The organism is Fusicatenibacter sp. (assembly GCF_977045365.1).
The window spans coordinates 1-26,611 of the sequence record NZ_CDRRUH010000011.1 but is presented as its reverse complement, the minus strand read 5'-3'; the positions used below and the strand labels follow the sequence as shown (position 1 = coordinate 26,611).

Sequence of the window (26,611 nt, the reverse complement as noted above, 5' to 3'; positions counted from 1 at the left end):
AAAAGAACAAAATTCCAGAAGGAGGAAAATAAAAATGAGTGTATTTCAGTATGAAAAAGTGAAGGACCCGACGTATTATGGAGAAAACCGGGTGCCGGCGCATTCCGACCACAGGTATTATGGATCGGTGGAAGAAATGGAGCAGCATGTGGAAAACTTCCGTCACAGTCTGAACGGACTGTGGAAATTTCACTACGCAAAGAACTACGAGAGCACGATTCCGGGATTTGAGACACCGGAGTATGACTGCACAAAATGGGATGATATCCGCGTGCCGGCGCATATCCAGATGGAAGGATACGACGCACCGCAGTATGCCAATGTGCAGTATCCGTGGGAAGGAAGAGAAGAAATCCAGCCGGGCGAGATTCCGGAGCGGTTCAACCCGACCGCTTCCTATGTGAAATATTTTGAAGTGCCGGATCAGATGAAAGGAAAACGGCTTTTTGTTTCCTTCCAGGGAGCAGAGAGCGGTATTGCCGTATGGCTGAACGGAACCTTCCTTGGCTACAGCGAGGATACGTTTACTCCGTCCGAGTTTGAACTGACCCCGTATCTGAAAGAGGGCGAAAATAAACTGGCAGCACAGGTTTTCAAATGGACGAGCGGAAGCTGGTGCGAGGATCAGGATTTCTTCCGTTTCTCCGGTATTTACCGTGATGTGTATCTGTACACGATTCCGGAGGTTCACGTTTCGGATCTGAAAGTACAGACGCTGCTGGATGATACGTTTACGAAGGCAGATCTGGTCATCGATACGAAAACGATCGGAAAAGGAAAGGTAAAAATTACCCTGTCAAAAGACGGAACGGTACTGCAGAGCACCGAAGGTGTGCTGGATGGGGAAACACAGTTTGTCCTGAAAGTCGATCACCCGGAACTGTGGTCCGCAGAGACACCGGTGCTGTATGATCTTCTGCTGGAAGTCACCGCAGAGGATGGAACGGTGCAGGAACTGATTCCGCAGAGAGTCGGATTCCGCCGCTTTGAGATGAAAGACCACATCATGATGCTGAATGGAAAGCGGATTGTCTTTAAAGGCGTCAACCGCCACGAGTTCAGCTCCGTATCCGGCCGTGTCGTTTCGAGAGAAGAGCTGATCAAAGACCTGACAACGATGAAACAGAACAACATCAATGCAATCCGTACCTGCCATTACCCGGATGCGGTCGGCATTTATGATCTGTGCGATGAATACGGTCTTTACATGATCGCGGAGTGTAACATGGAGTCCCATGGAACGAGAGATACGGATGCGGTACGAAGCGGAGATTTCTCCGGTGTTGTACCATGCGACCGCCCGGAGTGGATGGACTGTATGCTCGACCGTGTCAATTCGATGTATCAGAGAGACAAAAACCATCCGGCGATTCTGATCTGGTCCTGCGGAAATGAATCGTTCGGCGGAAAAGTTATTTTCGAGATGTCCCAGCTGTACCGGAAGATGGACCCGACCCGTCTCGTTCATTATGAAGGAGTTAATGACGACCGCAGATACAACGACACCAGCGATATGGAAAGCCGGATGTACACGACCGTCAATGAGATCCGGGAATTTTTATCGAAAGACAGAAGAAAACCGTATGTCTGCTGCGAGTATGCTCATGCAATGGGAAATTCCTGCGGTGCCATGAAGAAATATATGGATCTTGCCGAGGAAGAACCGCTGTTCCAGGGCGGCTTTATCTGGGATTATATCGACCAGTCAATCTACAAAAAAGACCGCTACGGAAAAGAATTTCAGGCGTACGGCGGAGACTTTGATGATCATCCATGCGATTACAATTTCAGCGGAAATGGTATTGTATACGGCGGCGAGCGCGATGCTTCCCCGAAGATGCAGGAAGTAAAATTCTGCTATCAGAACATTGCTGTGGATGTACAGAAAGACAAAGCAGTTGTAAAAAATAAGAACCTGTTTGTGAATACCGATGCGTTTGACTGCGTGGTAATTCTCGAAAAAGAAGGAAAGAAACTGAAAGAAGTGCCGATGGAAATTTCCGTGGAGCCGCTTTCCGAAAAAACAGTGGAGCTTCCGATTGCCGTACAGACCCTTCCGGGCGAGTATGCGGTGACCGTTTCCTTCCGCCTGAAAGAAGATACCGTATGGGGCAGACGCGGCCATGAAGTTGCATTCGGACAGGGTGTTTATGAAGTGGAAGCACCGGCGAAAGCAGAAAAACCGGCGAAATTTGAAGTGATCCGTTCCAACCATGATTTTGGTGTGCGCGGCGAGAATTTCGATGTGATGTTCTCCGATCTGAACGGCGGACTCGTATCGTACCGTTACGGCGGCGTTGAGATGATCAAAATGATTCCGAAACCGAACTTCTGGCGTGCGCCGATCGACAATGACTGCGGAAGCCTGATGCCGATGCGTTACAGCCAGTGGAAGATTGCTTCGATGTATCTGTCCCACAAATATCCGAACGGCAGCCATTATCCGGGACTGTATGCGCCGGAAATTGAAGTACACGAGGACTGCGCAGAAGTCAGCTACCGCTATGTAATGCCGACCACACCGGCGAGCGAGTGCCGTCTGACCTACCGTGTCTTCGGCGATGGAAGCATTCAGACGACGCTGACGTATGATCCGGTGAAAGAGCTCGGCGATATGCCGGAATTTGGCGTGATGTTCAAACTGGATGCCGATTACGACCATGTAACCTGGTACGGTATGGGACCGGAGGAGACGTATGTGGACCGCTGTGCCGGAGCAAAGCTTGGCGTTTATAAGAATAAAGTCGAAGACAATATGGCGAAATATCTCGTTCCGCAGGAGTGCGGCAACAAGGTTGGTGTACGCTGGGCAACCGTGACGAACCGCAAGGGCCGCGGTATGATGTTCAGCGGCGACAAGATGGAATTTTCCGCACTGCCGTACACACCGCACGAGCTGGAAAATGCGATGCATCCGTATGAACTGCCGCAGGTACATTACACCGTTGTGCGCGTGGCAAAACAGCAGATGGGTGTTGGCGGAGACGACAGCTGGGGTGCACAGACCCATCCGGAGTACCTGATTCCGATTGATAAAAAACTGGAGTTTACCTTTACGTTTAAGGGAATCTGATGTAAGATGTTCCAGAAAGCCGAAAAGCAGAACAGGCGGACTGATTTTTGAATTTCTGGATCAGAAACAGACAGCAAAGGCAGAAAATTTTGTAGAACAGCTCATTCTGCGCGGAGGAAGGATGGGCTGTTCGTGAAATAAAGGAGACAGAACAGATGCGTGGTAAAGAGGTAAATTTTGGAAAGCTCCTGCACGGGGGCGATTATAACCCGGAACAGTGGCTGGATTATCCGGAGATTCTGGAACAGGATCTGGCGTATTTCAAGAAAGCCAGAATCAACGAGGTTTCGCTTGGCATATTTTCCTGGGCATTTTTAGAGCCGGAGGAAGGAGTTTTCCGTCTGGAATGGTTAAAAGAGGTGATTGACCGCCTGTACGAAAACGGAATTGTGGTCATGCTTTCCACGCCGACGGCGGCAAGACCGCGCTGGATGGCGGAAAAATACCCGGAGGTGCTCCGTGTCAATGCAGCGAGAGAACGGAATCTGTACGGAGAGCGCCACAATCACTGCTATACCTCACCGGTTTACCGGGAAAAAACAAGAATCATCAATACGAAACTGGCGGAAATGTTCAAAGACCACCCTGGCGTGATTGCATGGCATATTTCGAATGAATATGGCGGAGAGTGCCACTGCCCGCTGTGCCAGGAGGCGTTCCGCGGCTGGGTGAAGAAGAAATACGGCACGCTGGATCAGCTGAACCGCGCCTGGAATACGGCATTCTGGAGTCATACGTACCAGAGCTTTGATCAGGTGGAAAGTCCGTCCCCGAAAGGAGATTCTTCGCTGCACGGACTGAACCTGGACTGGAAACGGTTTGTGACGGATCAGACCGCGGATTTTGTAAAATGGGAAATCAAAGCGCTGCGGGACGCCGGGGCAGAACAGCCGTCTACCATCAATATGATGTATAACTTTACCGGACTGAACTACTACAAGTTTGCCGATGTGATTGACTTTGTATCCTGGGACAATTATCCGACCTGGCATAAAGAGGCGGAGACGGTAACAGCGACGGATACGGGCATGCAGCACGACATTATGCGGAGCATTCAGAAAAAGCCGTTTTATCTGATGGAGAGCTGTCCTTCCGCGACAAACTGGCAGTCGGTCAGCAAGCTGAAAAAACCAGGCATGCTGCAGGCCGCGTCGCTGCAGGCGGTTGCGCATGGATCGGACAGTGTGCTGTATTTTCAGATGAGGCAGAGCCGCGGTGCATCCGAAAAATTTCATGGAGCGGTGATCGACCATTATGGCGGATCGGATACCAGGGTATTCTGTGAAGTGACAAAAGTCGGCGTAGCTTTGGAGCAGCTGCAGGAAGTGAACGGTTCGCAGAACCCGGCGGAAGCAGCCGTGATTTATGATGTCGAAAACCGCTGGGCGGTGGAAGATGCGGCGGGTCCGCGGAATGCAGGTGTTTTTTATAAAGAAACCGTGGAAAAGCCATATCAGGCATTCCGGAAACTGGGCATCAATGTGGATGTGATTGACGAGACGAGGAGCCTTAACGGGTACCGTGTGGTGGCGGCGCCGATGGTGTATCTGCTGCGGGAAGGATGGACAGAGAAGGTTCGGAACTTTGTGAAAAACGGCGGAATTTTTCTGCTGACTTACTGGTCCGGCATTGTGGATGAGACGGATCTCTGTTACTTAGGCGGAACACCGCATGACCTGATGGATGTGATGGGATTCCGGAGTATGGAGATTGACGGACTGTACGATGGCGAATGGAACGAAGGAATCCCGGAACCGGAAAATCCGCTGCATCTGGAACGGGCATACCGCTGCAGTCATCTCTGCGAGCTGGTGAAACTTTCTACAGCGGAAGCACTGATGACATACGGAAAGGATTTCTATGAAGGCATGCCGGCACTGACCCGGAATGTGTACGGAAAGGGAAAAGCGTATGCCGTTTGTGCGGACTTCGAACAGGGACTGTACGATGAAGTCTGCCGGAAACTGGCAGAAGAGGCCGGTGTGGAGCGGATCGTAGAAGAAGTTCCGGAAGGCGTGGAAGTCACGATGCGCGAGCAGAAGGACGGAACACGGTACGTGTTTGTCCAGAATTTCAACCGGGAGGCGGTTACAATCCAACTCCCAACGAAGCGTTACCCAGTATGGCAGGGAACGTATGACGGAACAATCGGAAGCTGGAAGACGATTGTGCTGAAAGGAAGATAAGAGAGAAGAAAAGTCTGTTGAGAAGAACCAGAATGGGCGGTTTCTCAACAGACTTTTTTCGTTCATGCATTTGCGGCGGCGTCTTCCTCCTGCGCCAGCTTTTTCTTGTACGCTTCGCCCCAGTCCCACATCGCGTCCATGATCGGGCGGAGGCTGAAACCGAGTTCCGTCAGCGAATATTCGACACGCGGCGGTACCTCGGCGTAAACTTTACGGTTGACCAGAACGCTCTGTTCCATCTGGCGGAGCTGGGAAGTTAAAACTTTCTGGGAGACATGGCCGATGGATTTTTTCAGCTCACCGAACCGCATCGTGCCGTGGAGCAGCAGATCGCGCAGGATCAGAACCTTCCATTTATCACTGATCAGAGTCAGCGTAGTTTCCACCGGGCAGGGCGGAAGATCGACAAGAGTAACGGGTGTTTTTTCAACAGATGACATAAGAGAATCCCTCCTGTGATAAAAAAAGAGTGAAGAGTCTGCAGAACAGGTGGTTTTACACAATAGTATCTTTTGGATACTTTGAGTATTATATTATACCGTTTAAAAATAAAGTGCAAGGAAAAATTTTTGCACTGAGCCGGGAAACCTATCAGGAGGTTTTGGATCAGGCACTGATACATCCAGGTACGTTTCTGGAACGGCTGACATTTTTTGCAGTGACCTTCACCGGCTGCATTGAGAACAGAGGGTTAAAACTGTGTCAGGAATGGGTACGCAATACCGTTGACCCGGATCTGATCGAAAATGAAGATGACCGCGGCAAGCCATGCGATCCGTTTCGCAGCATCTTTGGATGAGGTGTTTGTGGTATTGTCCGGCATCATCCGCGCATACAACAGCCTGATGCTTCAGCCGAATCCATATTTCGGAGCAGAGCTGAATTACTATAAGAGCTTCCGCTCTGCGTATGACCGTGCGTTTGAGACGGCAGATTATACCGAGCAGACGAAGAAAATCGGAAATGCCTTTGATGTGAATGAAGCGATGAAAGAGACCATTGACTTTGAAACGAAGAACAGTTTCCAGGGATATATGGAATAAAACAGAAAAAGGAACGAAGAGAAAGCGTACCGCGGGAAAAACGGCGGAATACGGAAATAGTTTCCTTTTGGTAACTACACCACAATATTGTGCTTACTTTACGAAAAGCCTCTGTGGATTTATGATAGAACCATCGAAAGAGAAAACAATCTTTCAAAAGAAACAATCTAAAAAATATTCAAAATGGAGGAAAGTAAAATGAGCAAAGTAGTAGAATTTTTAAGTGAGAATCCAGTACAGTATCTGGCAACGGTAGGCCGCGATGGAAAGGCAAAATGCCGTCCGTTTATGTTTGCAGGTGAGCTTGACGGAAAACTGTGGTTCTGCACCAACAACACCAAAGATGTTTACAAAGATATGCAGGAAAACCCGGAAATTGAAATTTCCGTTTCCAGCCCGTCCTACGCATGGATCCGTCTGCACGGAACGGCAGTGTTTGAAAAAAACATGGCCGCAAAAGAAATGTGCATCCAGAACCCGATCGTAAAAGGCCAGTACCAGACTGCTGACAACCCGATTTTCGAGGTATTCTATCTGGACAATGCACACGGTGTAATCGCAGACTTTTCCGGAAACCCGCCGTACGAGTTTTAATCTGTCGCTATGAATTTGAAGTAAAAAGAGAAAGGAATCTGCCGCTATGGAGAGAAATGATTATCTGAAAATGTTAGTGGAGGAGATGCACTCAACCACGATGGCAACGATCGGCGCAGACGGTCATCCACAGACCCGCGTGATCGACATGATGCTGTGGGATGAGAAAGGAGTGTATTTTCTGACCGCAAAAGGAAAAGCTTTTTATGCGCAGCTCATGGAGCAGGGCTACGTGGCGATTTCCGCGACAAAAGATAAAAAAGCAGTCTCTCTCCGCGGCAGAATTCAGAACATCCACAGCGAAAAGCTGGATGAAATTTTCGAAAAAAATCCATACATGCAGAAAATTTATCCAGGCGATACGCGCGCAGCACTTGAGGTGTTCCGGCTGTACGAAGCCGAGGGAGAATACTTTGACATCAGCGATCCGTCGCATATCGTGCGTGACACGATCCTGATCGGCGGCGCAGAGCAGTCGATGGCCGAATACGAAGTGGGAAACGAATGCATTGGCTGCAAGCTCTGCTTTGCAGTCTGTCCGCAGAAATGCATCGACATCACCCGCATCCCGGTCGTGATCGACCAGCACCAGTGCCTGCACTGCGGCCGGTGCGCGGAGACATGCCCGAAAGGAACAATCCGTAAAAGAGGGCAGTAACCCGCTTCTTTTATCTACAGATTTTATGGGAAAAGTGATAAGATAGAGTCTATAGAAACGACGGAAATGAGGAAATAACATGAACCAGAGTGAACGACGAAATTTTCTGATCCAGTCACTGTTGGATGAGAGTCAGGAGTACCACGATTTACAGATCCCGTCCGACAGCACCGGGCAGAGACAGCTTCTGCGGGGGCTGATGAATGTGCGCATGGCGAAAAAGAGCAGTGCGGAATTTTTGAAAATCCAGGATGCGTATCTGCAGGAGGAGACGGCGAAAAAGGGTGTGACGGATATTGAAGAGCTTACGCCGGTGCAGCCGGGGCTGTATCTCTGGCGGGGCGACATCACCGCGCTCCGGTGCGATGCGATTGTGAATGCAGCGAACAGCGGCATGACCGGCTGCTACGTGCCGAATCACCGGTGCATTGACAACTGCATCCATACGTTTGCAGGCGTGCAGCTTCGGCTGTACTGCGAGGAGATGATGGAAGCGCAGGGCCACGCGGAGCCGACAGGGCAGGCGAAAATCACACCGGCGTATAATCTGCCGTGCCGCTATGTGCTCCACACGGTCGGTCCGATTGTCGGAGGACGGCTGACGGAAACGCATTGCCGACAGCTGGCGGACTGCTATTGGTCGTGCCTTTCGCTTGCAGCGGAGAATGAGTTGAAAAGTGTGGCATTCTGCTGTATCTCCACCGGTGAATTTCATTTCCCGAACGAGAAAGCGGCAGAGATTGCCGTTGCGACGGTGAAAGAGTTTTTGGCGCAGAATAAGACGAGCGTGGAGAAGGTGATTTTCAACGTGTTCAAGGACCGCGACCGGGAGATTTACGAGGAACTGCTGGGAGAAAAGTAATCGCGGAAGAATGGGAAACAGAGCAGTCGTTTTTTGATGTTGAAAAGCGGCTGCTTTTTCCATACATGAGTTACAAAAAAGTGCTTACTTGTGAAGCGAGCAGTTTTCATTTAAAATAAAAGCAGAAAATAAAGAAGAGGTGAATTTGCAATGTTTGAAAGTTGGAAAGAAAGAGAATTTGAAAAAAAGATGGAGCGTTTTCGCACCGCACTGCAGGAAAAAAACACGATTTTAATAGGAGCCGGGGCCGGGCTTTCGACATCGGCCGGATTTACCTACAGCGGTGAGCGGTTCCGGAAATATTTTGCGGATTTTGAACAGAAATACGGTTTCCACGATATGTATTCTGGCGGCTTCTACCCTTACGATACGCTGGAAGAATACTGGGCGTACTGGAGCAGATACATTTACATCAACCGTTATCAGGACGCGCCAAAACCGGTTTACCAGAAACTGCTCAGCCTGATGAAAAATAAGAGCTATTTTGTCATCACCACAAATGTAGACCACTGCTTCCAGAAAGCCGGATTTGATAAAAACCGTTTGTTTTACACGCAGGGAGATTACGGCCTGTTTCAGTGCTCCAAGCCGTGCTGCAAGGAAACGTATGACAATGAAGAAATCATTCGAAAGATGCTGCTTGCCCAGGGGTATCAGATCCTGGAAGACGGAAGCCTTGTTCCGCCGGAGAACGGAAACCTGAGTATGCGGATCCCATCCGAACTGGTGCCGTACTGCCCACACTGCGGAAAACCGATGAGCATGAATCTGCGCGCGGATGACACGTTTGTGGAAGATAAAGGCTGGCATGAGGCATCCAGCCGACGCATTGATTTCCTGCTTCGTCACAACAGGGGCCATATCCTGTATCTGGAACTCGGCGTGGGATACAACACGCCGGGAATCATCAAATATCCATTTTTCAGCATGACAGCAGAAGATAAAGATAATCTTTATGTCTGCATCAACACCAGCGATATGCGTGTCCCGGATCTGATCCGTGACAGAGCGGTGTGCATTAAAGGGGATATTGGGGAAGTGCTGGATCGGATCTGAGACGGAAAAACATATAATATTCGAGAAAATTAATCACGTCACTTACGTGACGAGATGATGACATGATTGATGAGATTTATCCTCTTCCAGCAAGAAGACTTCGACCTCTAAGGTGGGAGATGAATTGCGTCCGTTATCCTGGGAGCAAAAATCCTGTGGCACATCGTCGATTTCGGACAGAGTATGCGGACCGCAGCCGAAGTAAACGAACAGCTCCGCAGACGACGCATGGAGACGGTGGAGGAAAGAAGAGAAAAAATGAGAAAACGGCACTGATCTGTAAAAAGATCGGCGCCGTTTTTTGCATAGGATAGGAAGGACTACTGTGCCTTCTGTGCAATCTCTTCATCGGAAATCAGATTGCTGTGATATTCGATTTTGCCCGACAGGACATCATCGTAAAAATTCTGTTTCCAGTCGATATAATCAATGGCTTTCTGCAGTTCTTCCATTGATGCGAGCAGCGCTTCTTTTTTTACCGCGAGAATTTCTTTACGCTCCGGAATGGAGGATGGGCCTTCGAGGCAGTAGGCGAGATATTCTTTCATTTCCGCCAGCGTCATGCCGCAGCGCTTCAGGCAGCCGAGGCTCTGGATCCATTTGATGTCGCGGTCGTCGAAAACGCGGTAATTGTGGCTGTCGCGTTTTACGTTCGGGACGAGGCCTTCTTTGCAGTAAAATTTCAGGGTTTCATACGACATGCCTGTCTGAACGCAGGCTTCTTTCATGGAATACATCATGCATACCTCCCAACAAAGTTGATAACAGAATTAAATCGGTAGTAACTACCGGGTAGGATAACCATAGTATAGAATTCGGACTTTGTCAAGAAATCAGCTCTTCAAATTTTTTCTGTTCCATCGGTTTATAATAATAGAATCCCTGCAGCTCGTCGCATCCTTCGGCGATCAGAAAATCTACCATCTCTTTCGTCTCCACACCCTCGCAGACAATCCATTTGTCCGTGCGCTTTAGGAGATGGAACATCTCCTCCAGCACAATTTTTCCTTTTTCAGAAAGGCCTGCCGAGAGGAAATGTTTGTCAATTTTAACTTCATCAAAAAGAATATCCTTCAGCGAATTCAAAGAAGAATACCCCGATCCGAAATCGTCCATGGAAATGCGGATATTCCGGTCGTGGAAAAAGCGGATCATCTGGTTGACGGCATCAATATTATGAATGTACGTCGTCTCTGTGATCTCAAAAACCAGGTACTTCGAAGGAATCTGATAATAATCGAGCAGTTGTGTAATCCGCTGTGTGAACGTATCGATTTTGCGGAAATGAACCGGCGACACATTCAGCGAGAGCGGCAGCAGCGGAAGTCCTTTTTCCCGGCGGTCAGCGAGCCATTGAAAAGCAGCATTATACACATAATAGTCGAGCGATTCAATCTCCCCGGTCTCCTCGAGAATCGGCAGAAAGCTGTCCGGGAACCAGAGCGAGCCGTCCTCGCGCAGCCATCGTACCAGTACCTCAGCGCTTGCGATTTCCTGCGTTTTTCCGCTGATTTTCGGCTGAAAATAAATCTGAAATTCCTTTTTCGCAAGGGCATTCTGGAAGGAATGAATCGTCTCCGCACGTTTCTGCTCCGTGCTGGCAAGCTCGGCGTTGTATTCAAAGACGCAGGTGGAAGTTTCCTTCGCCCGCCGCCGCGCAATGTTGGCATGAGAGATGACTTCCTCCGCTGGTGTGTCCGTGTCATTCAGATAATAGACGCCAGTGTTCAGCGTCATGTAATTCAGCGGGTACGATTCCAGCACTTCGCGGACCGCCTGCTTGTGATAGGCGGAAATCTTTTCCCGCACCACGGCCGGATCCTGTCCGGTGATATCGATGATGCCGACAAAGATATCGGAGTGATAGCGGTTCACAAAGAGCGTCTGCGGAAAGAGTTCCAGCTTTTTCAGAATGAAATTCAGAATGTTCGTACCCGTCTCATAGCCCCAGTAATCGTTGATCAGATGAAAATTGTCGACATCCGTCATCAGGAAGGCGTACTGCTTTTCTTCGCTTCTGTTATTGAGAAGCGTGAAAATCTTTTCTTTTAAAGAATCCGTGGAAATGCTCTCGGCAAGCATACTGCGGCGTGCGGCCAGCAGCCCGTTTTTCTGGAGCTGCTTTTTATACCGCTTGTCCTGGTACATTTTTTCATCTGCCATCTGCAGCAGATCCATGATCAGATAATAATGATTTTTGCAGCTCAGCTCATAACCAACGGCGTAGCTCAGCGGGCGATCCGCCGCCTGATTGTAGGTGTCGATCATCGTCTGCAGCTGGAGATTCATCTGTTCCAGCTGGTTCCAGGTCGCATGATTCTGGATAATGACAAATTCATCGCCTCCGAACCGCGCCAGAAAACTGTCCTCGGTCAGAATGCGGGTCAGATAGGAGGCGAAGGTCTGGATAAAGACGTCGCCTTCTTCGTGGCCGTACGTGTCGTTGATCATTTTTAAATTGTTCATATCAAACATCATCACGCCGACATCGAGAGTGTCGTCCGCATTCTGAAGCTGGAGGAGCTTTTCTTCCAGCGATTTTTTATCATGCACGCCGGCGACATCAAAGCCGGAACGGCGGATCAGGCTTTTCAGATAATCGGTAAGCGTCAGTGCAGAGGCGCAGCCGAGCAGCGTAAGGATAATCAGAAGCGCAAAGGCGCGGTGATCCAGCCCACGCTTGAAATGCAGAAACAGCGATGTCAGAAAAACGACATAGAATGCGATCTGCAGATAGCACAGTTTGATGATTTTTTTGTTCTTTTCCATAATACTCCATACTTTCTAAATGCGTATGCAAAAAGTGAACCCTGCCATCGGTCAAAGGGCATACACAATAATTTTCTTGGCCAGACTCTTATCCAGCCCGATTTTACTGCCCTTCACCATAACGAGATAATAGCCGTGAAGCTCCGACAAAATCGAAATGCTGGCCCCGGGAACAAACCCAAGCGACTCCAGATAATGGCGCTGTTTTTCCTGACCGCAGATTTTATTGATGACGTAAAACTGATTGAAATCGGTTAAATTTAAAGGCATGCAGTTCCTCCTTTATTACGAGAGCACATCGAGTTAGAATTGCCTAACGGATAGTATAGCATAACATATTTGGAACAAAATAGAAAACTTTTCCATTGAGAAATTTTTTCAAAAATGGTTTACGTGGGGCGGATGCATTTTTGCGTTTCTTATTTTCGGGTCTTGCTATAGAATAAAAATCCTGCTGCTTGCAGTTCTGATCGCGGCGCTCTGCAACTGTATGCTGATGATCGGGATGACCAAAACGAAAGAGAAGAATACCATTCCAAAAGATGCAAGCCTGATCTGCGAAGAAACCGTATCGCCGAACAAGGATTATATTACGGATGAAAAAGACCTGGTAAATTACGCGGTACGGGTCTATCAGGAAAAAAACAACGACATCATCGTCTATGCGGAATCCAATTCGCCGCTGTTCGATGAAGCACAGTACATCGTACCATGCGACCACGCCATCACCGCCGACGATGTCCAGATCAAATGGACCACCCTCATGGGCAGCACGGAAGCAAGCGAGAAAGATGAGATCGGACTGGCACACGTTTCGATTTCAAAAGACGGGGAAGTGTTCAGCGAAAAGACGATCAGCTTTGTGGCGAAAGCGGTGAATGCGGTTACGGATGTGATTGGGTAAACTATGAAAAGAGGCATTTTACATTGCCAAAATCGTAGCCACCAGCTTCTTGCACTGTGTCAGCAGCGAGGAAGGGATCGCATACTCATCAAGTGAATGTGCGCCTGCGCCCTGGATGCCGAGGCTGCAGAGGGCGGGGATTCCGATGCGGGTGACGAAGGAAGTGTCGGAGCAGCCGCTCTGCTGGATGCCCTGCGGGATTGGTTCGCCGAGGAGCTGACAGCTTTCCTGGTAGAGGGAGAGGAGGCGGTCAGCGCCGTCGACCATTTCCATGGCTGGGTAGTAGCCGTTCTGTTCCATCGTGCAGCTTGTGCCCGGAACAGTGACGTGCTCGCAGAGATTTTTTAAGAAAGCGATGGCTTCCTCATACTGCGCATTTGCGGCGTATCGGATACCGATGGAAAACTCACAGGAATCCGGGATAACGTTAGCCCCGGTTCCGCCCAAAATGCGGCCGCAGTTGAAGGACAGATAGCCGAAAACTGAGCGGCTTTCAATCTCCGTAATCATGCGCGCCGCCTGCAGAATTGCACTCGCACCTTTCTGCGGCTCCTTTCCGGCATGAGCAGCTTTTCCTTTTACTTTGACGCGGATGATTGCGCCGCCGTTTCGTCTCGTGGTCACTTCTCCGTTGGTATAACCCGATTCCAGATTAAAAGCCGCCTCACAGCCGCTGGCATACTGCTCGACAAGTTTTCCGGCCTCGCCGTGGGAAAACGCATGGGCGACTTCTTCATCACCGGTGAGCACCAGTTTGATCTGGCGGTCTTCATATCCGACCGCATTCAGCGCGCGGAGCGCAAACAGCGCAATGACATCGCCGCCCTTCATATCATAAATACCAGGTCCGTACACACGGTTATCTTTTACAAGAAACGGTTCCGGCCCAAATTTTCCAACCGCGTGAACCGTATCCATATGTCCGAGCAGAAGAATCGGTTTCTTCTCCTGCGCCCGTGTCCACGCCGCAAACGTCGGACCGGCCTTCTCAAAATGATGAATCTCCCGCTCCATACCAAGCGCATCACAGTACGTATCAAGATGCGCCGCAATCCGCTCATTTGCCTCGCGGTCAGCCGAAGGCGTTTCAATGGAGACAAGATTTTTCAGCAGCTCCATCATACTGTGTTCATTTTTCTCAAGATAGGCAAATGCTTGTTCTCTTCTTTTATCCATAACCATTCTCCATTTCTTATCTTTTATAAAGTGATTTTCATAATCCGTGCCGGCCGTCCCCTGCCGCCGCTGATTTTGCCGATCGTGGTCACGCAGTTTTCCTGTTCCAGCCGCAGAATCAGCCGGTTTGCGCTCCGTTCCGTGATCCCCATCTCTGCGGCGAGCTGGGCAGAAGTGATTTCCTGGTCATGCGACTGCAGAATCTCTTTCAGCTTTTCATACGTACTGCTGCTGATGTGAAGCCGGTGCAGAAGGTACGCTGTGTGATCTGTTGGATCATCCATTTTAATTTTGGTAAATTGATGCTCATCCTCCGCAATATAGTTCGCGCCGGAACGGTCCGCGATCGAGTGGTTGAGTGCCATTGCTGCACGGGATTTCGCCTCCATGGGGGAGTCTCCGTAGCCGATACCGATCCACAGCCGGTTGTGCGGAGTCTGCTGTCCGTGAAACAGAATTTTCTGATATTCCCCGTTCTGTATAAATTCCCGCATCAGAACCGGACGAGACGACATGATATAAAAAATAGAAGCACCCTCAGAAAATGCAGCGGCACCCATGCGGTGGGCGGCAGAGTAGATCAGTTCGCGCATCTCATTCTGATAATGAATTTTCTCCCATTCGCGGAGCGTAAGATCCGTCTCCTGGTCAAAGGAGTAATCAAAATAGATCTGCACAGAAGCGCTCTGTCCGCGATTGTTCCGCGCCGTGTTTTCCAGAAACTGAAGATGATAAACCTGCTCCAGAATTACATCCTCGGAGACAGAGATGCGGATGCAGGGAATCCCTTCTGCAGCCAGCATTTCATATGTTTTTTCCATGTTAGTAAAACAGACTTTTGCCCCATTGTGATAATAATTGTAGCGGTGAAAATCTGTGAGCGCATCCTGAAAATCACCCTGATCGGGAGAAGAGCCGTGTGCCACGAGGACGCGGCCATTGGAAATGCCGATTTCTTCCAGTGTTTCCTGCACAAGCTGTTCCTCATACATATCGATGCTGATGATATCCGGTACGCAGGAATAACGGACAGCAGATTCCGCGAGCGCTTTTAAGATGGAAGCCTGATTGTGCGGAAGAAAAGTCCAGGGAACGGTGGGTTCCAGACGCTTTAAAGCATAGTGATAGTTTGTCGGTCCGGTGAAGATAATGCCGGATACGTTTTCTTTCTGAAACTGGGCAGCCGCTTCCAGACCGTACCGGTAGTCGTTGGAACGACGGTAGACCACTTCAAGGTCCGGCATGCGCTTCTCCAGCGTTTTCTGAATCCTGTCGCAGATATGGTCAGAACCTGTTACGCCGATTTTCATATATAAAATTCCTTTCCGAGAATTAAAGACATAAAAATGAATTATGGCATAATTTTACACCTATTAAGGACGAAAGGCAAATGGTAAGATGTAGAAGAATTGTTTTTGAAAATTTTTTTCAAGAATGGAGAGTGGAAAAGAAATGAAAAATCAACGTATGTTGGATGAACTGACCGAGCTGATGCGGATTGATGTGTCGAGCGGGCAGGAGACGGAAATTGCGGAATGTCTGGTGAAGAAGCTGAAGCAGATGGGATTTTCGATTACGCGGGATGAGGCCGGGGATACGTTTGGCGGCGTGTGCGGCAATGTTCTGGCGGTACGGGAAGGAGAGCGGGACGGTGTTGTCTGTTTCTGTTCTCATATGGACCGTGTGCCGGGCGGCATTGGAATCAAACCGGTGGAGGAGGATGGAATCCTTCGTTCTTCCGGCGACACGATTCTGGCGGCGGATGATCTGTCCGGTGTGGCAGCCATTTTAGAGGGTGTGCGGCAGGCCATCGAATCCGGTAAAGCACTTCCGAAACTGGAGATCCTCTTTACGGTCGGTGAGGAAGCCGGTCTGTACGGTGCGAAAGCGTTTGATGTAAGCCTTCTGACATCAAAAACGATGTATGTGCTCGACTCCCCGGGACGCATCGGCCGAATTGTAAATGGGGCGCCGGGACGTGCCCTTCTGGAAGCACAGGTTTTCGGCAAGGCAGCCCATGCGGGAAATGAGCCGGAGAAAGGCATTGATGCGGCAAAAATTATGGCGGAAATGCTCGCAACGATGGAGACGGGAAGACTGGATGAAAATACAACGTCGAACTTTTCTCACCTCTGGTCCAAAACATGCAAGGCAATGAACGTTGTCTGCGACCACGCAATCCTGCGCGGAGAGATGCGGAGCCGGTCGGGAGAAAAACTCGACCGCTATGAAGCGTATTTCCAGTCGCATTGCCGTGAAATCGCAGAGAAGCGCGGCGCGCGTGTGGAATTTAAAAGAGAAAACACTTTCCTGCCGTTCTTCATCCCGGAGGACTCCGAGATGATTCAGATTGTGACGGAATCCATGAAAGAAATGGGAATCGAGCCGCAGATCAACGGCGGGGGCGGCGGTATGGACGGCAATATTTTCAATCAGAAGGGAATCACCTGTGTCGGTATCGCAACGGGATATTTCAAGAATCATTCGATCGAAGAATATCTGCATCTCGATGACTTCTGCAAGGCCGGAGAGCTGGTGGCGCGGATAATTGGAAAGAGTGCATAAATATGCAAAATATAAAATAAAATCGGATAAAACTTGCAAAATAAAAGGAAATTATGTATAATTTCAAATTAAAAAGAGCAAGGGAGAAAAAGAAATGGCTGAGATTTTAACAAACAACGCAATGTTCGCCAGCTTCATGATTGTTCTGATCGTGTTTGCACTTGGCGACATTGTCGGTAAAATTACAAAAGGAAAGCTGTCCGGAATGATGGTCGTCATGCTCCTGTTCCTGGTAGGCTTTCTGACGAAACTGTTCCCGGCGGACATCATCGACCAGGGAGGCCTTACGGCGTTATCAAAACTGGCAATTGCGATGGTATTGTTCAACATGGGAACAACTCTGAACGTAAAACAGCTGATCGAGGAGTGGAGAACCGTATTAATGGCGGCGCTCTGTATGCTGGCTTCCTGCGTTGTGATGCTTCTGGTATCCCCGATCATCGGATTTGATACTGTGCTCGTCGGCATGCCGGTTATCAACGGTGCTGCAATGGCAACTTCGCTGATGGCAAGCGCCGCAGCAGAAAAAGGACTGGCAACAGCGGCAGCGCTCTGTGCGGTCATCTATTCCGTACAGAAATTTGTCGGTGCGCCGATCGCATCTGCCATGGGTATCCGCTATGGAAAGAAACTGCTGAAAGCATACCGCGAGAATCCGGCGCAGTTTAAAAAGCAGGAGACCGGAAACGGTGCTTCCGCAAAAGTTTCCTTTGCAGATAAACACAAAGAATGGTATTCCGCCAACGTCATGATGGCACTCGTTGCCGCCGGTTCCTGGGTTGCCCACATCCTTGGAGATCTGACCCCGATCAACTACAGCATTTGGGCGCTGCTTCTCGGTGTTGCCTGTGCCGCTTCCGGACTCGTTCCGACGAAACCGCTGCAGAAATCGAACTCCTACGGCCTCATGATGGTTGCTGTCTTTGGCTCCATCATCCCGTCTCTGGCGAAGGTTTCCTTAAGTGATCTCGGCACGATGGCATTCCAGACGATCGTTCTGTTCGTGGCAGCCCTGATCGGTGTTGCGCTGGTTGGATGGGTTCTCCCGACCTGGAAACTTGTCGGCGACAAGGATCTGGCTGTCGGCATCGGTGTCGAGCAGTTCCTCGGATTCCCGAGCAACGTGGTCATCTGCCGAGAGGTCGGCGATGCAGTCGGAGAGACGCCGGAGGAGAAAGCGTTTATCGAAGATACCTTAAACGTGCCGTATGTCGTGGGAGGAATTACGGTTATTACGGTTCTGTCCACAATGCTGGCTGGATTTGTTATCAATATGCTGTAAAATTTTAAAATCATAGGAAAAGAAACATGACCTTGATGCAGAGGAAGAGTCCTCTGGTCAGGGTCATGTTTTGTGTTGGCATGCGGAGCAGTTCCCTCTGCATGAGACGATTAACTTTACAAGAAAAAAAATATCCCCCCACCCGGCTTGTGAGAGCCTGAAATATCAAATATAATGAACGAACAGTACATGGATCAGGCGCGCAGATCATGGGAGTACAAAGCAAAAAAGCGGTCAGTCCGGGTAAAAACGGTCTGAAAATGGGAGGAAAAGGATGAAAAAGAAAATATTATCTTTGATGCTGATGGTGTCTCTTGCGGCATCCCTTGCGGCATGCGGTCAGGACAGCGGGAAAAACAGCAACAGTACAGATTTGTCGAAAACAGAGACGGAAGCTTCTTCCGGCCAGACAGGGGAGGAAGAAACGACCCTGGTTTACGGTTCTGCTGATTATACCAGAATCAATCCGGCGATGGATGAGCACGGCGAAATTAATCTGCTGCTGTTCAACGGACTGACCGCACACGATGCGGATGACAACATTGTTCCGGGTCTGGCAGAAAAATGGGAGTACGATGCAGAAACCTGCACCTACACCTTTCATATCCGGGACGGCATCCAGTGGCATGATGGAGAAAAATTTACGGCGGATGATGTGAAATTCACCATCGAAGCGATCATGGATCCGGAAAACGGATCTGAAAATGCACCAAATTATGAGGATGTAGAAGAGATTACAGTTATAGATGACAGCACCGTTTCCTTCCGCCTTTCCGAGCCGAACGTGGCTTTCCTGGAATACATGACGATGGCCATCCTGCCGAAGCACCTGCTGGAAGGTGAAAATATGCAGGAATCGGATTTCTTCCGTGCACCGGTTGGAACCGGCCCGTATAAACTGGAGAGCTGGGACGAAGGCCAGTCGATTGTTCTGGTAAAGAATGAGAATTATTACCTTGGGGCACCAAAGATTGACAAGGTCATATTCAAAATTGTACCAGATGATAATGCACAGGCGATGCAGCTGGAATCCGGCGAACTGGATCTGGCGCTGCTCGATCCGAAAAATGCGCAGAATTTCAAAGAAAAAGATGGTTTTACCTGTTACGACATGACAACGGCAGACTACCGCGGAATCTTGTTTAACTTTGCGAATGATTACTGGACGAAAAACAGGGACATCATTCCGGCCGTCTGTTATTCGATTGACCGCCAGGCTATTATCGATTCTGTGCTTCTTGGAGAGGGAATGGCGGCATACAGCCCGCTGCAGCGGAACATTTACAATAACGAAAACGTAGAACATTACGATTACAATCCGGAAAAAGCACAGGAAATTCTGGAAGTAGCCGGATGCACCAGAAACAGCGATGGTTTCTATGAGCGGGACGGCGAAGAAATCGGTTTTGTCATCAGCGTGATGTCCGGTGAGCAGGACCGCATTGATATTGCCCAGGCAGCAGCACAGCAGCTCCGGGAAACCGGAATCAACTGTACCGTAGAAATTCCGGCACAGATGGACTGGGGCGGACAGATGGCCTGCCTGATCGGCTGGGGAAGCCCGTTCGATGCGGACGATCATACATATAAGGTTTTCGGCACGGACAAAGGGGCGAATTATTCGAGCTATTCCAATGAAAAAGTAGATGAGTATCTGTCCCTTGCCCGACAGAGTGATGATCCGGAAGTGCGGAAAGAATATTACGGAAAATTCCAGGAAGAACTGGCAGAAGATCCGGCCTATGCATTCATCTGCTATATTGATGCAAATTATGTGGCAGATTCCGAAATTCAGGGCATTTCCAAAGATACGGTACTGGGGCACCACGGCGTTGGTATTTTCTGGAATATTCAGGACTGGACAATCGAAGAATAAAAATAAAAAGCAGACGAAGGAGGTATGGTTACCTCCTTTCAGACTGTAGACAAACTTGGTGTTGGGGATTATGCCCAGCACCATTTTTCTTTTAAAACTTCTTTTCTTTTTATTTTCTTCAAAATCAACAAAAATCTGGCTGTGTTCCAACCTCGTTTTTCCAGGATCTTTGCCAGTTTTTTCAAATTCATGCATGCAAAGGTAAGCCCGGCTTTCATTTCCATCCGTGCTTTTCCTACATACTGTGTATATCGAAATCCATGCTGTTCTTTCGCTGTAGCGAAGATCCGCTCTATGGTTTCTTTTCTTAACTGGTAGATCTGTCTGTTTCCGATCGTGTGCCGAATGTCTTCTACCACTTCCATATATTCTTCCCATACATGACGTGTGATCAGTTTTATATGATCCTTACTTTCTGTGCATTTTGAAAGACATTGGCATTCAGCACAATGTTCACCGCAGCTTTTATACTCTTTATATCCACTTCTGTTTGTTGTACTGTATGTCAATATATGTGCTCCCGGACATATATAACAATCATAGTATTCATCATATGCGAATTCGTGTTTTCCGAAAAAGCCTTCTTTGGTCTTGGGACGGGTATACGGAAAAAGTGGTTGAATTCCATCTTCCAACAGCCGATGAGCGATTGCCGGAGTTTTATATCCTGCATCTGCAACTACCATCTGCGGATTCAGTTTAGATATCTTATCGTATAATGCTTTAAAAGTACGACTGTCATGCTCATTACCAGGATGTACTGTATATCCAAGGATCCAGCCATGTTTATCACAAGCAGTTTCTACTGCATATGCAAAAACGTGTTTATGTTCACCCTTTCGAAACCATCCACTTTCCGGATCGCTGATGCTGCATTTTTGTGTTTTCACATCTTCAGGAAGTTCTTCAGATATAGAATCCTTATCATTTCCGGTTCCACCGGATGCAGGTGGCTGGTTATCATCTTTTTTCTTTAATGGCTTTTTTCCATGTGCCAGACGATCTTTTTCAATCTCTTTATTTAATTCCTCTTCATACCAGAGAGCCTGTTCGTGTGCAACCCGCTTACGCATTTTTTTACTGTTTGCACAGGCTTTTACATGTGTTGCATCCACGAAGATCTGTTCTGTATTTACAAGCTTATATTTCATACAATCTTCCAGAATCTTTGAAAAGATCTGCTCAAAAAGGTCTGTATCTTTGAAACGGCGGGTATAATTCTTTCCAAATGTAGAGAAATGAGGTACTGGATCTAACATGTCTAGTCCGAGAAACCAGCGGTATGCAACGTTTACCTCAATCTCTTTCATGGTCTGACGCATGCTTTTTATCCCATAGAGATACTGAATGAATGGTATCTTTATCAGCATGACGGGATCCATACTGGGACGACCGTTATCCGGACAGTATTTTTCTTCAACCAGATCATAAATAAAGTTCCAATTGATTGCTTTATCAATCAATCGCAGCATATGGTTTTGAGGTACCATGTCATCCATGGAAAACATCATCATTTGTTCTCTTTTTTTATCTGCATTTTTCGTCATCATAAAAAACACCGCCCTTCTGATATTTATTATATCAGAAAAGCGGCTCCAACAATAGCAAAACCCTGCAAAAGCAGGGCTTTGTCTACAGTCTGGCTCCAGCCAGAAATGGCTGGAGTTTTTCTTTTTTACAAAATTTCATTGATTATTCTTTGTAAAAACAATAAAATTAAAAATAAAAAGCGAAAGTTAATAAGTATGTTTTATAGTATACTGTTGCTTTTTACGGAAAGGCAGTTTATGAAAATGCATCTTTTATATATTTGGAATGATGGTGATGACATGGTCGAACACAATACCGGATATCAATTAAATAGTAAATATATTGTAAAATACGATAATACATCACCTGATAAAATAGAAATTCAAGAAAATCCTTTATATATTTCTGAATTCTGGGGAGATAATATTTTGGATATTATGGCTGTAGTCGGTGAAAACGGATCTGGAAAAACACAATTGATGAATTATATTATAAAAATTTTATCATATATAGAAAATCCTCCTTCCAATATAGAAGATGATTTTTTTATAATACTTAGTGATACGTCAGACTGTTATATTTGCTATGCAACACATAAATATGCTGAGCTTTTGAAAGCATCTGCAAATAAAAATTTTGAAATTATTGATTTATCAAATAAAAATACATTTAAAAAATTAACAAACTATAACATAGGCTATTTTACTAATGCACTTTCACTCAGGGATTATCAATTTATTAAGGATGGAAATGTTTATGATGCCTCAGCCGGTGCATTAATAAGACAAAATTTCCAATTTAAAAAAGATATGAAGTATATTTCAGGAGGAAGTGAATTAAGAAATTATTTTTTAAGTGAGGATGAAAAAATATTAAACTTCCGATTTTCTGAGGGATATAAAAAATGTGTAGAAGCTGGGGGACCTGATTTAAATTATGTTCATATTACAGTAATTAGTTATAAGCAGAATGAGTCGGCACTTATAGAATTATTCCCAAAGGAATCATCCCTAAAAGAACCATCTCTAAAAGAATCTTTGCTTAAAATGACAAATGCAATCCAAAAAGAATATGCAGCTACTTGTTCATTTGTTGTCAATGTTATATTAAATATAATGCTCAATATAATACGAAGTTTATGCGTAGAACAAACATCAGGAGAAAATAAAGAAAAAGAACGTTCTGGTGTTTCAAGAGTACTATGTGAAGTTAGACAAAACTTAAATACTAAAAAAGATATTTTCGACGTGGGTCATTATTTCTTAAAAATGTTAAAAGAAAAAATTAATTTTAACAATAATTACCCCGTCCAAATTGAAGACGCTGTTAAATTTATTGAATGGATAAAAACCAAACACAACTCCGAGCAAATGAAAAACACTGCTTGGAACTCATTATATTGCAAATTAGACGAAGCTAATAAAAACTTTATTAATGAGTTTTTTATTTTATATAAGGCAACTTCTTTTCCGTTTTTGTATTTAGAATTTTCTTTTAATATTAGTTCAGGAGAGTTTTATTTTCTTAATTTATACACAAATTTGTATGGAGATGAGCATCAACAATTATTAAAAATTAACGATAATTATTCACAAAAAAATATTTTACTTATTTTTGATGAGGCAGATATGCTTTTACATCCTCGATGGCAGCAACAATATGTTAAAAACCTAACAAATTTTATTACAAGCATTGCTGATAAAAGGGTTTCCATTCACATTTTGATAGCGACACATTCTCCAATATTATTATCTGATTTTCCAAGAGAAAATGTTCTTTATTTAAGAAACAAAAAAGTAATCAATAAATCTAATAAAACTTTTGGCTGTAATATTCATAAAATGTTTTTAGATTCTTTCTTTTTGGATGAAAATGGTATGATAGGTGAATTTGCATATAATAAAATAAATTTTTTAGCAAATAAAATTTCAGATCCGAATGTAGAACCAGATAAAAATGATTTAAAAATTATTGAATATATTGGAGACAACATTATAAAGAATCAATTATTGCGCATTCTCAAAAGACCAAAACCTTTTATAGAAAATATATTTGATACATCCGAGAACAACGACATTGAAAAAGCTATTACTTTACTAAAGAAAAAGCAGGCACAGACAGCTACTATAATAGAAGAATTGGAAAACTTAAAAAAATATGATAAAAATAACACTGACTAAAGAAAAAAGAGAATTTATAGAAGAAAAATACTGGGAACTTGTAAATCAAGGACATCCCAGTATTAAAAAATCATTCATGGATGGATTTGAAGAGCTAAAAAAATTGTGCCCTGAATTAGCAAAACTTTTATATGATGAACAGGGTAGGTTTCAGATGGAATCATTTAAAAAGTATATTCTAGCAGATAGAGCACAAATGTTATCTTATATAAATACTTTTAAAATAGAATCAGGAGAAAACAAGGCATTACTTAATAATTTTTTTAAATATTCTTTAATAACTCGCAATAGTTCCCAGAACTCTATATATTCAATATTAGAAATCATGGATGTTCAAACCTGTCCTTACTGTAATAGACAATATACTTCAACTTTAAAACGGAATAAAGTACGTCCTACATTAGACCATTATTTCCCGAAATCGAAATATCCTTTTTTAGCATTATCTATATGGAATTTGGTTCCCTGCTGTAGCATATGTAATTTAGCCAAGTCAGATCACGATACTAGAATTAGACCTATCTTATATCCATATGAGCAAGGTGTAGGAGATAGTACAATATTTCATATACATTTAAAAGATAATGGTAGTTTTGTTAAATTGATCTATGGATTAGAAAAATCTTTTAATGTTTCTATTGAAACTTCGGAAAAATTTCAGCAGCCACTTAGCACACAGATAAAGATATTACACTTACAAGATTTGTATAATGAACATAAAGCATATATCCTGAAAATATTAAAAAATTCATACATAAATTCCGAAGAACATATAGACTCTCTTTACAAAGGTTATCCTCAATTATTTGATTCCATAGATGATGTTAAAAATTTAGTTTATATGAATGACATGCGAGAAGAAAATTTAATTCAGAATCCATTATCGAAATTGACAAAAGATATACTTGAAGATCTTGATATACAATTTTACACAAGTACCGAAGGGGTCTGACCGCAATGTGGTCAACTTAAGCCCAGAATGCTGAAAATTCAACGATTCTGGGCTTATATTCTGGATTTTTTTATATAAATAACATAACATCCGAAGACGAAAAGAAAGTCTTTATCTCTTATAATCTGTTTTACTACAGGTTGGCAGTCCTTTTGTATCCCAGGACATCCCGGCCTGTTTTATCCAGGTATTTGTCCCGAGAAGAAAGCCGTTTGACTGAGCATCCAGGATGTACCATTTACCACCAACCTTTACCTGATTCCACTGGTGGCTTGGGTTACTGGCTTTGGCATTTGCATGAATGTAACGGCAGTCTACCCCGCTCGCATCACAGAGTGCTTTCATGGCTCTTGCATATCCGGAACACTGTGCCTCTCCATATACCAGTGCACCCCAGGCTGTATTTGCATAATTATACTGCCATCCCCTGTATGCATATCTACAATTGCTACGGAGATAATTAAAAGCAGTCAGGACTTTATCATAATCTGACATTCCTTTCCGGATATAATTCAGTTTAAAGCTCTGTACAACACTTCTTACCTGCGCCAGATGGGCAGTATCCAGATATGGACCATACACACTGCCATAACTATAATCACCTTTTACAGTAGGAGATTTTAAGGTTATCTTTCTGGCTACGCTCTTATCACTATATATGTTTTTCCCATTTACATTCTCTGTTCCGCGAAGCTTCTGCAGATGAGGCATTGCAAAAATCGTATATCCGGTTATTTCGTGCACTGTTTAAAGGGGTACAGATATCTCAGTTCCTGGCAGGTTCTTATATGACAGGAAGCCTGCCAATAAAAAAATATGGAACACCGTCTGCATTGACAGACTTTCGTGAATTTTCAATGCTGGAACCGGGGCTTCTGGCAGAATATGTTGGCTTTACGGAAAAAGAAGTCAGGGATTTATGCCAGACAAATTATATGGATTTTGATGGATTAAAAACAGCATTTCAGATGCTCTGGTAACTCAGTTGCCGAGTAGTTCACTATGATGCATATATAAGTCTTTCAAATGATAAATCTCATATATTTTTGTAACCGCATTGGTAAGAGATGTTTCGTGCAGCGGATAATACTGCTTATATAATTTTTCCGGTTTTACAATGTCAATTATTTCAGAAGACCAGAGCCGGTACTTCCATTGCAGAGTAATATAGCAGTCAGACATCCATTCCAGAATAAATTCATCATAAGTATTACTTATTTCTGCATTTAAATCTACAGTAATTCCCATATTTCCCATAATCTGTTTCGGAGTTTTACATAAATACAGGGGATTCCCCATATCCATATATCTACGATAATCACTTTTCATATATTTATAGATTATACCAAAACAGTCAGAACAGTTTCGAGCTATCAATTTAAATAAATATCTTCCAGATAGTTTTGCACTGTTCAGGTAACCTGAATCATACGCCGGATTATTCATAAAAATCGCCCTCCTGATGATAGAGTAAAAATTTCCCCATAGCAGTTCTCACCGTAATTCCCGGAACTTCGAATCCTTCCAGCAAAATTGCACGGTTTCTTGCAGAAAGAAATTGATTTACTTCTCTGCGAGCGTGAAAATCAGCTGTTACATCTGATTCGTCTTTGTATACCTGCCATGCATCCTTCCATTCAATTTGTTTAAATGCTTTTTGTGATTTCAAAAATATCTGATTACCAAGAGAACCTTTATAGAAAAGTTTCTTTATTTCTTCAATATTGATCTGATTTAGCAAAAAAGCTTCTATGACCTGTGTATAACTGTCATCTGCGCGATAGCCTTTGATAATATCAAAATCTGCTGTAGAAATACGGTACATTTCTACAATCCGCGAACCTGTGATTTCAGCACTCTCCAGGCTTGTTCCCCTGTTGGCAATGACCTCTGCGATCCAGGCTA

At 45.5% G+C, this 26,611-nt stretch carries 25 protein-coding genes; 15 read left to right on the top strand and 10 right to left on the bottom strand.

Features of this window, described 5'->3' with window-relative positions; genetic code table 11:
- Nucleotides 1–34: 34 nt before the first annotated feature.
- Both lacZ and ACY2VW_RS04235 read left to right on the top strand, forming a co-directional pair.
- Nucleotides 35–3,073 (top strand): beta-galactosidase, LacZ type, encoded by a 3,039-nt coding sequence (gene lacZ / locus ACY2VW_RS04240; RefSeq protein WP_461877168.1) that lies wholly within the window; start codon nucleotides 35–37, stop codon nucleotides 3,071–3,073.
- A 155-nt stretch (nucleotides 3,074–3,228) separates the two neighbouring features.
- Nucleotides 3,229–5,259, top strand: a complete 2,031-nt coding sequence (locus tag ACY2VW_RS04235) for a beta-galactosidase (protein WP_461877167.1) — start codon at nucleotides 3,229–3,231, stop codon at nucleotides 5,257–5,259.
- 62 nt (nucleotides 5,260–5,321) lie between these two features.
- Here the strand turns inward: ACY2VW_RS04235 and ACY2VW_RS04230 are convergent, their stop codons facing one another.
- The gene (locus ACY2VW_RS04230) at nucleotides 5,322–5,699 is read right to left on the bottom strand and encodes a winged helix-turn-helix transcriptional regulator (protein ID WP_461877166.1); all 378 of its coding nucleotides are present in this window, start codon (nucleotides 5,697–5,699) and stop codon (nucleotides 5,322–5,324) included.
- Between the two features lie 161 nt (nucleotides 5,700–5,860).
- On the opposite strand from ACY2VW_RS04230, the gene ACY2VW_RS04225 reads away from it, so the two are divergent.
- The 6 genes from ACY2VW_RS04225 to ACY2VW_RS04200 all read left to right on the top strand — a co-directional run bounded on the left by ACY2VW_RS04225 (nucleotide 5,861) and on the right by ACY2VW_RS04200 (nucleotide 9,472).
- Nucleotides 5,861–6,058: a hypothetical protein gene (locus ACY2VW_RS04225; protein ID WP_461877165.1), complete on the top strand. Its 198-nt coding sequence runs from the start codon at nucleotides 5,861–5,863 to the stop codon at nucleotides 6,056–6,058.
- A complete protein-coding gene (locus ACY2VW_RS04220; protein WP_461877164.1) occupies nucleotides 6,006–6,302 on the top strand; it encodes a hypothetical protein in 297 nt (98 codons plus the stop codon). The genes ACY2VW_RS04225 and ACY2VW_RS04220 overlap by 53 nt, the downstream gene beginning before the upstream one ends.
- A gap of 198 nt (nucleotides 6,303–6,500) precedes the next feature.
- Nucleotides 6,501–6,896, top strand: coding sequence for a pyridoxamine 5'-phosphate oxidase family protein (locus ACY2VW_RS04215; protein WP_461877163.1), 396 nt, complete (start codon nucleotides 6,501–6,503; stop codon nucleotides 6,894–6,896).
- A gap of 46 nt (nucleotides 6,897–6,942) precedes the next feature.
- On the top strand, nucleotides 6,943–7,554 hold the full coding sequence (locus ACY2VW_RS04210) for a pyridoxamine 5'-phosphate oxidase family protein (protein ID WP_461877162.1): 612 nt from the start codon (nucleotides 6,943–6,945) through the stop codon (nucleotides 7,552–7,554).
- A gap of 79 nt (nucleotides 7,555–7,633) precedes the next feature.
- Nucleotides 7,634–8,416, top strand: a complete 783-nt coding sequence (locus ACY2VW_RS04205) for a protein-ADP-ribose hydrolase (RefSeq protein WP_461877161.1) — start codon at nucleotides 7,634–7,636, stop codon at nucleotides 8,414–8,416.
- A gap of 150 nt (nucleotides 8,417–8,566) precedes the next feature.
- Nucleotides 8,567–9,472, top strand: coding sequence for an SIR2 family NAD-dependent protein deacylase (locus ACY2VW_RS04200; protein ID WP_461872941.1), 906 nt, complete (start codon nucleotides 8,567–8,569; stop codon nucleotides 9,470–9,472).
- 320 nt (nucleotides 9,473–9,792) lie between these two features.
- On the opposite strand, the gene ACY2VW_RS04195 is transcribed toward ACY2VW_RS04200, so the two are convergent.
- The 3 genes from ACY2VW_RS04195 to ACY2VW_RS04185 form a co-directional block, all read right to left on the bottom strand.
- A complete protein-coding gene (locus ACY2VW_RS04195; RefSeq protein ID WP_461872940.1) occupies nucleotides 9,793–10,212 on the bottom strand; it encodes a MerR family transcriptional regulator in 420 nt (139 codons plus the stop codon).
- Nucleotides 10,213–10,297: 85 nt separating this feature from the next.
- Complete coding sequence (locus ACY2VW_RS04190) at nucleotides 10,298–12,241, bottom strand: EAL domain-containing protein (RefSeq protein ID WP_461877160.1); 1,944 nt, start codon at nucleotides 12,239–12,241, stop codon at nucleotides 10,298–10,300.
- A 51-nt stretch (nucleotides 12,242–12,292) separates the two neighbouring features.
- Complete coding sequence (locus ACY2VW_RS04185; RefSeq protein WP_461877159.1) at nucleotides 12,293–12,511, bottom strand: FeoA family protein; 219 nt, start codon at nucleotides 12,509–12,511, stop codon at nucleotides 12,293–12,295.
- 235 nt (nucleotides 12,512–12,746) lie between these two features.
- Here ACY2VW_RS04185 and ACY2VW_RS04180 point away from each other — a divergent pair, with 235 nt between their 5' ends.
- Nucleotides 12,747–13,145: a hypothetical protein gene (locus tag ACY2VW_RS04180; protein ID WP_461877158.1), complete on the top strand. Its 399-nt coding sequence runs from the start codon at nucleotides 12,747–12,749 to the stop codon at nucleotides 13,143–13,145.
- A gap of 18 nt (nucleotides 13,146–13,163) precedes the next feature.
- Here the strand turns inward: ACY2VW_RS04180 and ACY2VW_RS04175 are convergent, their stop codons facing one another.
- Both ACY2VW_RS04175 and ACY2VW_RS04170 read right to left on the bottom strand, forming a co-directional pair.
- Entirely contained in the window at nucleotides 13,164–14,321 is a 1,158-nt protein-coding gene (locus tag ACY2VW_RS04175; RefSeq protein WP_461877157.1) for a M20/M25/M40 family metallo-hydrolase, read from the bottom strand.
- Nucleotides 14,322–14,344: 23 nt separating this feature from the next.
- A complete protein-coding gene (locus tag ACY2VW_RS04170; RefSeq protein WP_461872935.1) occupies nucleotides 14,345–15,631 on the bottom strand; it encodes a hypothetical protein in 1,287 nt (428 codons plus the stop codon).
- Between the two features lie 142 nt (nucleotides 15,632–15,773).
- On the opposite strand from ACY2VW_RS04170, the gene ACY2VW_RS04165 reads away from it, so the two are divergent.
- From ACY2VW_RS04165 to ACY2VW_RS04155, 3 genes are all read left to right on the top strand, one after another.
- On the top strand, nucleotides 15,774–16,886 hold the full coding sequence (locus ACY2VW_RS04165) for a M20/M25/M40 family metallo-hydrolase (protein WP_461872934.1): 1,113 nt from the start codon (nucleotides 15,774–15,776) through the stop codon (nucleotides 16,884–16,886).
- Between the two features lie 94 nt (nucleotides 16,887–16,980).
- A complete protein-coding gene (locus tag ACY2VW_RS04160; protein ID WP_461872933.1) occupies nucleotides 16,981–18,168 on the top strand; it encodes a hypothetical protein in 1,188 nt (395 codons plus the stop codon).
- Nucleotides 18,169–18,442: 274 nt separating this feature from the next.
- Nucleotides 18,443–20,044, top strand: a complete 1,602-nt coding sequence (locus tag ACY2VW_RS04155) for an ABC transporter substrate-binding protein (RefSeq protein ID WP_461877156.1) — start codon at nucleotides 18,443–18,445, stop codon at nucleotides 20,042–20,044.
- Between the two features lie 68 nt (nucleotides 20,045–20,112).
- On the opposite strand, the gene ACY2VW_RS04150 is transcribed toward ACY2VW_RS04155, so the two are convergent.
- Nucleotides 20,113–21,594 (bottom strand): IS1182 family transposase, encoded by a 1,482-nt coding sequence (locus ACY2VW_RS04150; RefSeq protein ID WP_461877155.1) that lies wholly within the window; start codon nucleotides 21,592–21,594, stop codon nucleotides 20,113–20,115.
- Between the two features lie 237 nt (nucleotides 21,595–21,831).
- On the opposite strand from ACY2VW_RS04150, the gene ACY2VW_RS04145 reads away from it, so the two are divergent.
- Both ACY2VW_RS04145 and ACY2VW_RS04140 read left to right on the top strand, forming a co-directional pair.
- Nucleotides 21,832–23,754, top strand: a complete 1,923-nt coding sequence (locus ACY2VW_RS04145) for a hypothetical protein (protein ID WP_461877154.1) — start codon at nucleotides 21,832–21,834, stop codon at nucleotides 23,752–23,754.
- The gene (locus ACY2VW_RS04140) at nucleotides 23,732–24,706 is read left to right on the top strand and encodes an HNH endonuclease (RefSeq protein ID WP_461877153.1); all 975 of its coding nucleotides are present in this window, start codon (nucleotides 23,732–23,734) and stop codon (nucleotides 24,704–24,706) included. The genes ACY2VW_RS04145 and ACY2VW_RS04140 overlap by 23 nt, the downstream gene beginning before the upstream one ends.
- A 111-nt stretch (nucleotides 24,707–24,817) precedes the next feature.
- Here ACY2VW_RS04140 and ACY2VW_RS04135 read toward each other — a convergent pair whose 3' ends face one another.
- Complete coding sequence (locus ACY2VW_RS04135) at nucleotides 24,818–25,417, bottom strand: transglutaminase domain-containing protein (RefSeq protein WP_461877152.1); 600 nt, start codon at nucleotides 25,415–25,417, stop codon at nucleotides 24,818–24,820.
- A 77-nt stretch (nucleotides 25,418–25,494) separates the two neighbouring features.
- Between ACY2VW_RS04135 and ACY2VW_RS04130 the strand changes: the two genes are divergently transcribed.
- Nucleotides 25,495–25,686: a hypothetical protein gene (locus tag ACY2VW_RS04130; RefSeq protein WP_147422252.1), complete on the top strand. Its 192-nt coding sequence runs from the start codon at nucleotides 25,495–25,497 to the stop codon at nucleotides 25,684–25,686.
- Between the two features lies 1 nt (nucleotide 25,687).
- Here the strand turns inward: ACY2VW_RS04130 and ACY2VW_RS04125 are convergent, their stop codons facing one another.
- Nucleotides 25,688–26,152 carry a hypothetical protein gene (locus ACY2VW_RS04125; protein ID WP_025581125.1) on the bottom strand — a complete coding sequence of 155 codons (465 nt, stop codon included), beginning with the start codon at nucleotides 26,150–26,152 and terminating at the stop codon, nucleotides 25,688–25,690.
- On the bottom strand, nucleotides 26,145–26,611 hold a 467-nt coding region (locus ACY2VW_RS04120; RefSeq protein WP_461877151.1), incomplete at its 5' end, for a DUF3990 domain-containing protein. The genes ACY2VW_RS04125 and ACY2VW_RS04120, both read right to left, overlap by 8 nt.

Bases quoted from the DNA above. Each gene is read 5' to 3' on its own strand.
- lacZ (WP_461877168.1), top strand. From the start codon at position 35: ATGAGTGTATTTCAGTATGAAAAAGTGAAGGACCCGACGTATTATGGA.
- ACY2VW_RS04235 (WP_461877167.1), top strand. From the start codon at position 3,229: ATGCGTGGTAAAGAGGTAAATTTTGGAAAGCTCCTGCACGGGGGCGAT.
- ACY2VW_RS04230 (WP_461877166.1), bottom strand. From the start codon at position 5,699: ATGTCATCTGTTGAAAAAACACCCGTTACTCTTGTCGATCTTCCGCCC.
- ACY2VW_RS04220 (WP_461877164.1), top strand. From the start codon at position 6,006: ATGAAGATGACCGCGGCAAGCCATGCGATCCGTTTCGCAGCATCTTTG.
- ACY2VW_RS04215 (WP_461877163.1), top strand. From the start codon at position 6,501: ATGAGCAAAGTAGTAGAATTTTTAAGTGAGAATCCAGTACAGTATCTG.
- ACY2VW_RS04210 (WP_461877162.1), top strand. From the start codon at position 6,943: ATGGAGAGAAATGATTATCTGAAAATGTTAGTGGAGGAGATGCACTCA.
- ACY2VW_RS04205 (WP_461877161.1), top strand. From the start codon at position 7,634: ATGAACCAGAGTGAACGACGAAATTTTCTGATCCAGTCACTGTTGGAT.
- ACY2VW_RS04200 (WP_461872941.1), top strand. From the start codon at position 8,567: ATGTTTGAAAGTTGGAAAGAAAGAGAATTTGAAAAAAAGATGGAGCGT.
- ACY2VW_RS04195 (WP_461872940.1), bottom strand. From the start codon at position 10,212: ATGATGTATTCCATGAAAGAAGCCTGCGTTCAGACAGGCATGTCGTAT.
- ACY2VW_RS04190 (WP_461877160.1), bottom strand. From the start codon at position 12,241: ATGGAAAAGAACAAAAAAATCATCAAACTGTGCTATCTGCAGATCGCA.
- ACY2VW_RS04185 (WP_461877159.1), bottom strand. From the start codon at position 12,511: ATGCCTTTAAATTTAACCGATTTCAATCAGTTTTACGTCATCAATAAA.
- ACY2VW_RS04180 (WP_461877158.1), top strand. From the start codon at position 12,747: ATGACCAAAACGAAAGAGAAGAATACCATTCCAAAAGATGCAAGCCTG.
- ACY2VW_RS04175 (WP_461877157.1), bottom strand. From the start codon at position 14,321: ATGGATAAAAGAAGAGAACAAGCATTTGCCTATCTTGAGAAAAATGAA.
- ACY2VW_RS04170 (WP_461872935.1), bottom strand. From the start codon at position 15,631: ATGAAAATCGGCGTAACAGGTTCTGACCATATCTGCGACAGGATTCAG.
- ACY2VW_RS04165 (WP_461872934.1), top strand. From the start codon at position 15,774: ATGAAAAATCAACGTATGTTGGATGAACTGACCGAGCTGATGCGGATT.
- ACY2VW_RS04160 (WP_461872933.1), top strand. From the start codon at position 16,981: ATGGCTGAGATTTTAACAAACAACGCAATGTTCGCCAGCTTCATGATT.
- ACY2VW_RS04155 (WP_461877156.1), top strand. From the start codon at position 18,443: ATGAAAAAGAAAATATTATCTTTGATGCTGATGGTGTCTCTTGCGGCA.
- ACY2VW_RS04150 (WP_461877155.1), bottom strand. From the start codon at position 21,594: ATGATGACGAAAAATGCAGATAAAAAAAGAGAACAAATGATGATGTTT.
- ACY2VW_RS04145 (WP_461877154.1), top strand. From the start codon at position 21,832: ATGAAAATGCATCTTTTATATATTTGGAATGATGGTGATGACATGGTC.
- ACY2VW_RS04140 (WP_461877153.1), top strand. From the start codon at position 23,732: ATGATAAAAATAACACTGACTAAAGAAAAAAGAGAATTTATAGAAGAA.
- ACY2VW_RS04135 (WP_461877152.1), bottom strand. From the start codon at position 25,417: ATGCCTCATCTGCAGAAGCTTCGCGGAACAGAGAATGTAAATGGGAAA.
- ACY2VW_RS04130 (WP_147422252.1), top strand. From the start codon at position 25,495: ATGACAGGAAGCCTGCCAATAAAAAAATATGGAACACCGTCTGCATTG.
- ACY2VW_RS04125 (WP_025581125.1), bottom strand. From the start codon at position 26,152: ATGAATAATCCGGCGTATGATTCAGGTTACCTGAACAGTGCAAAACTA.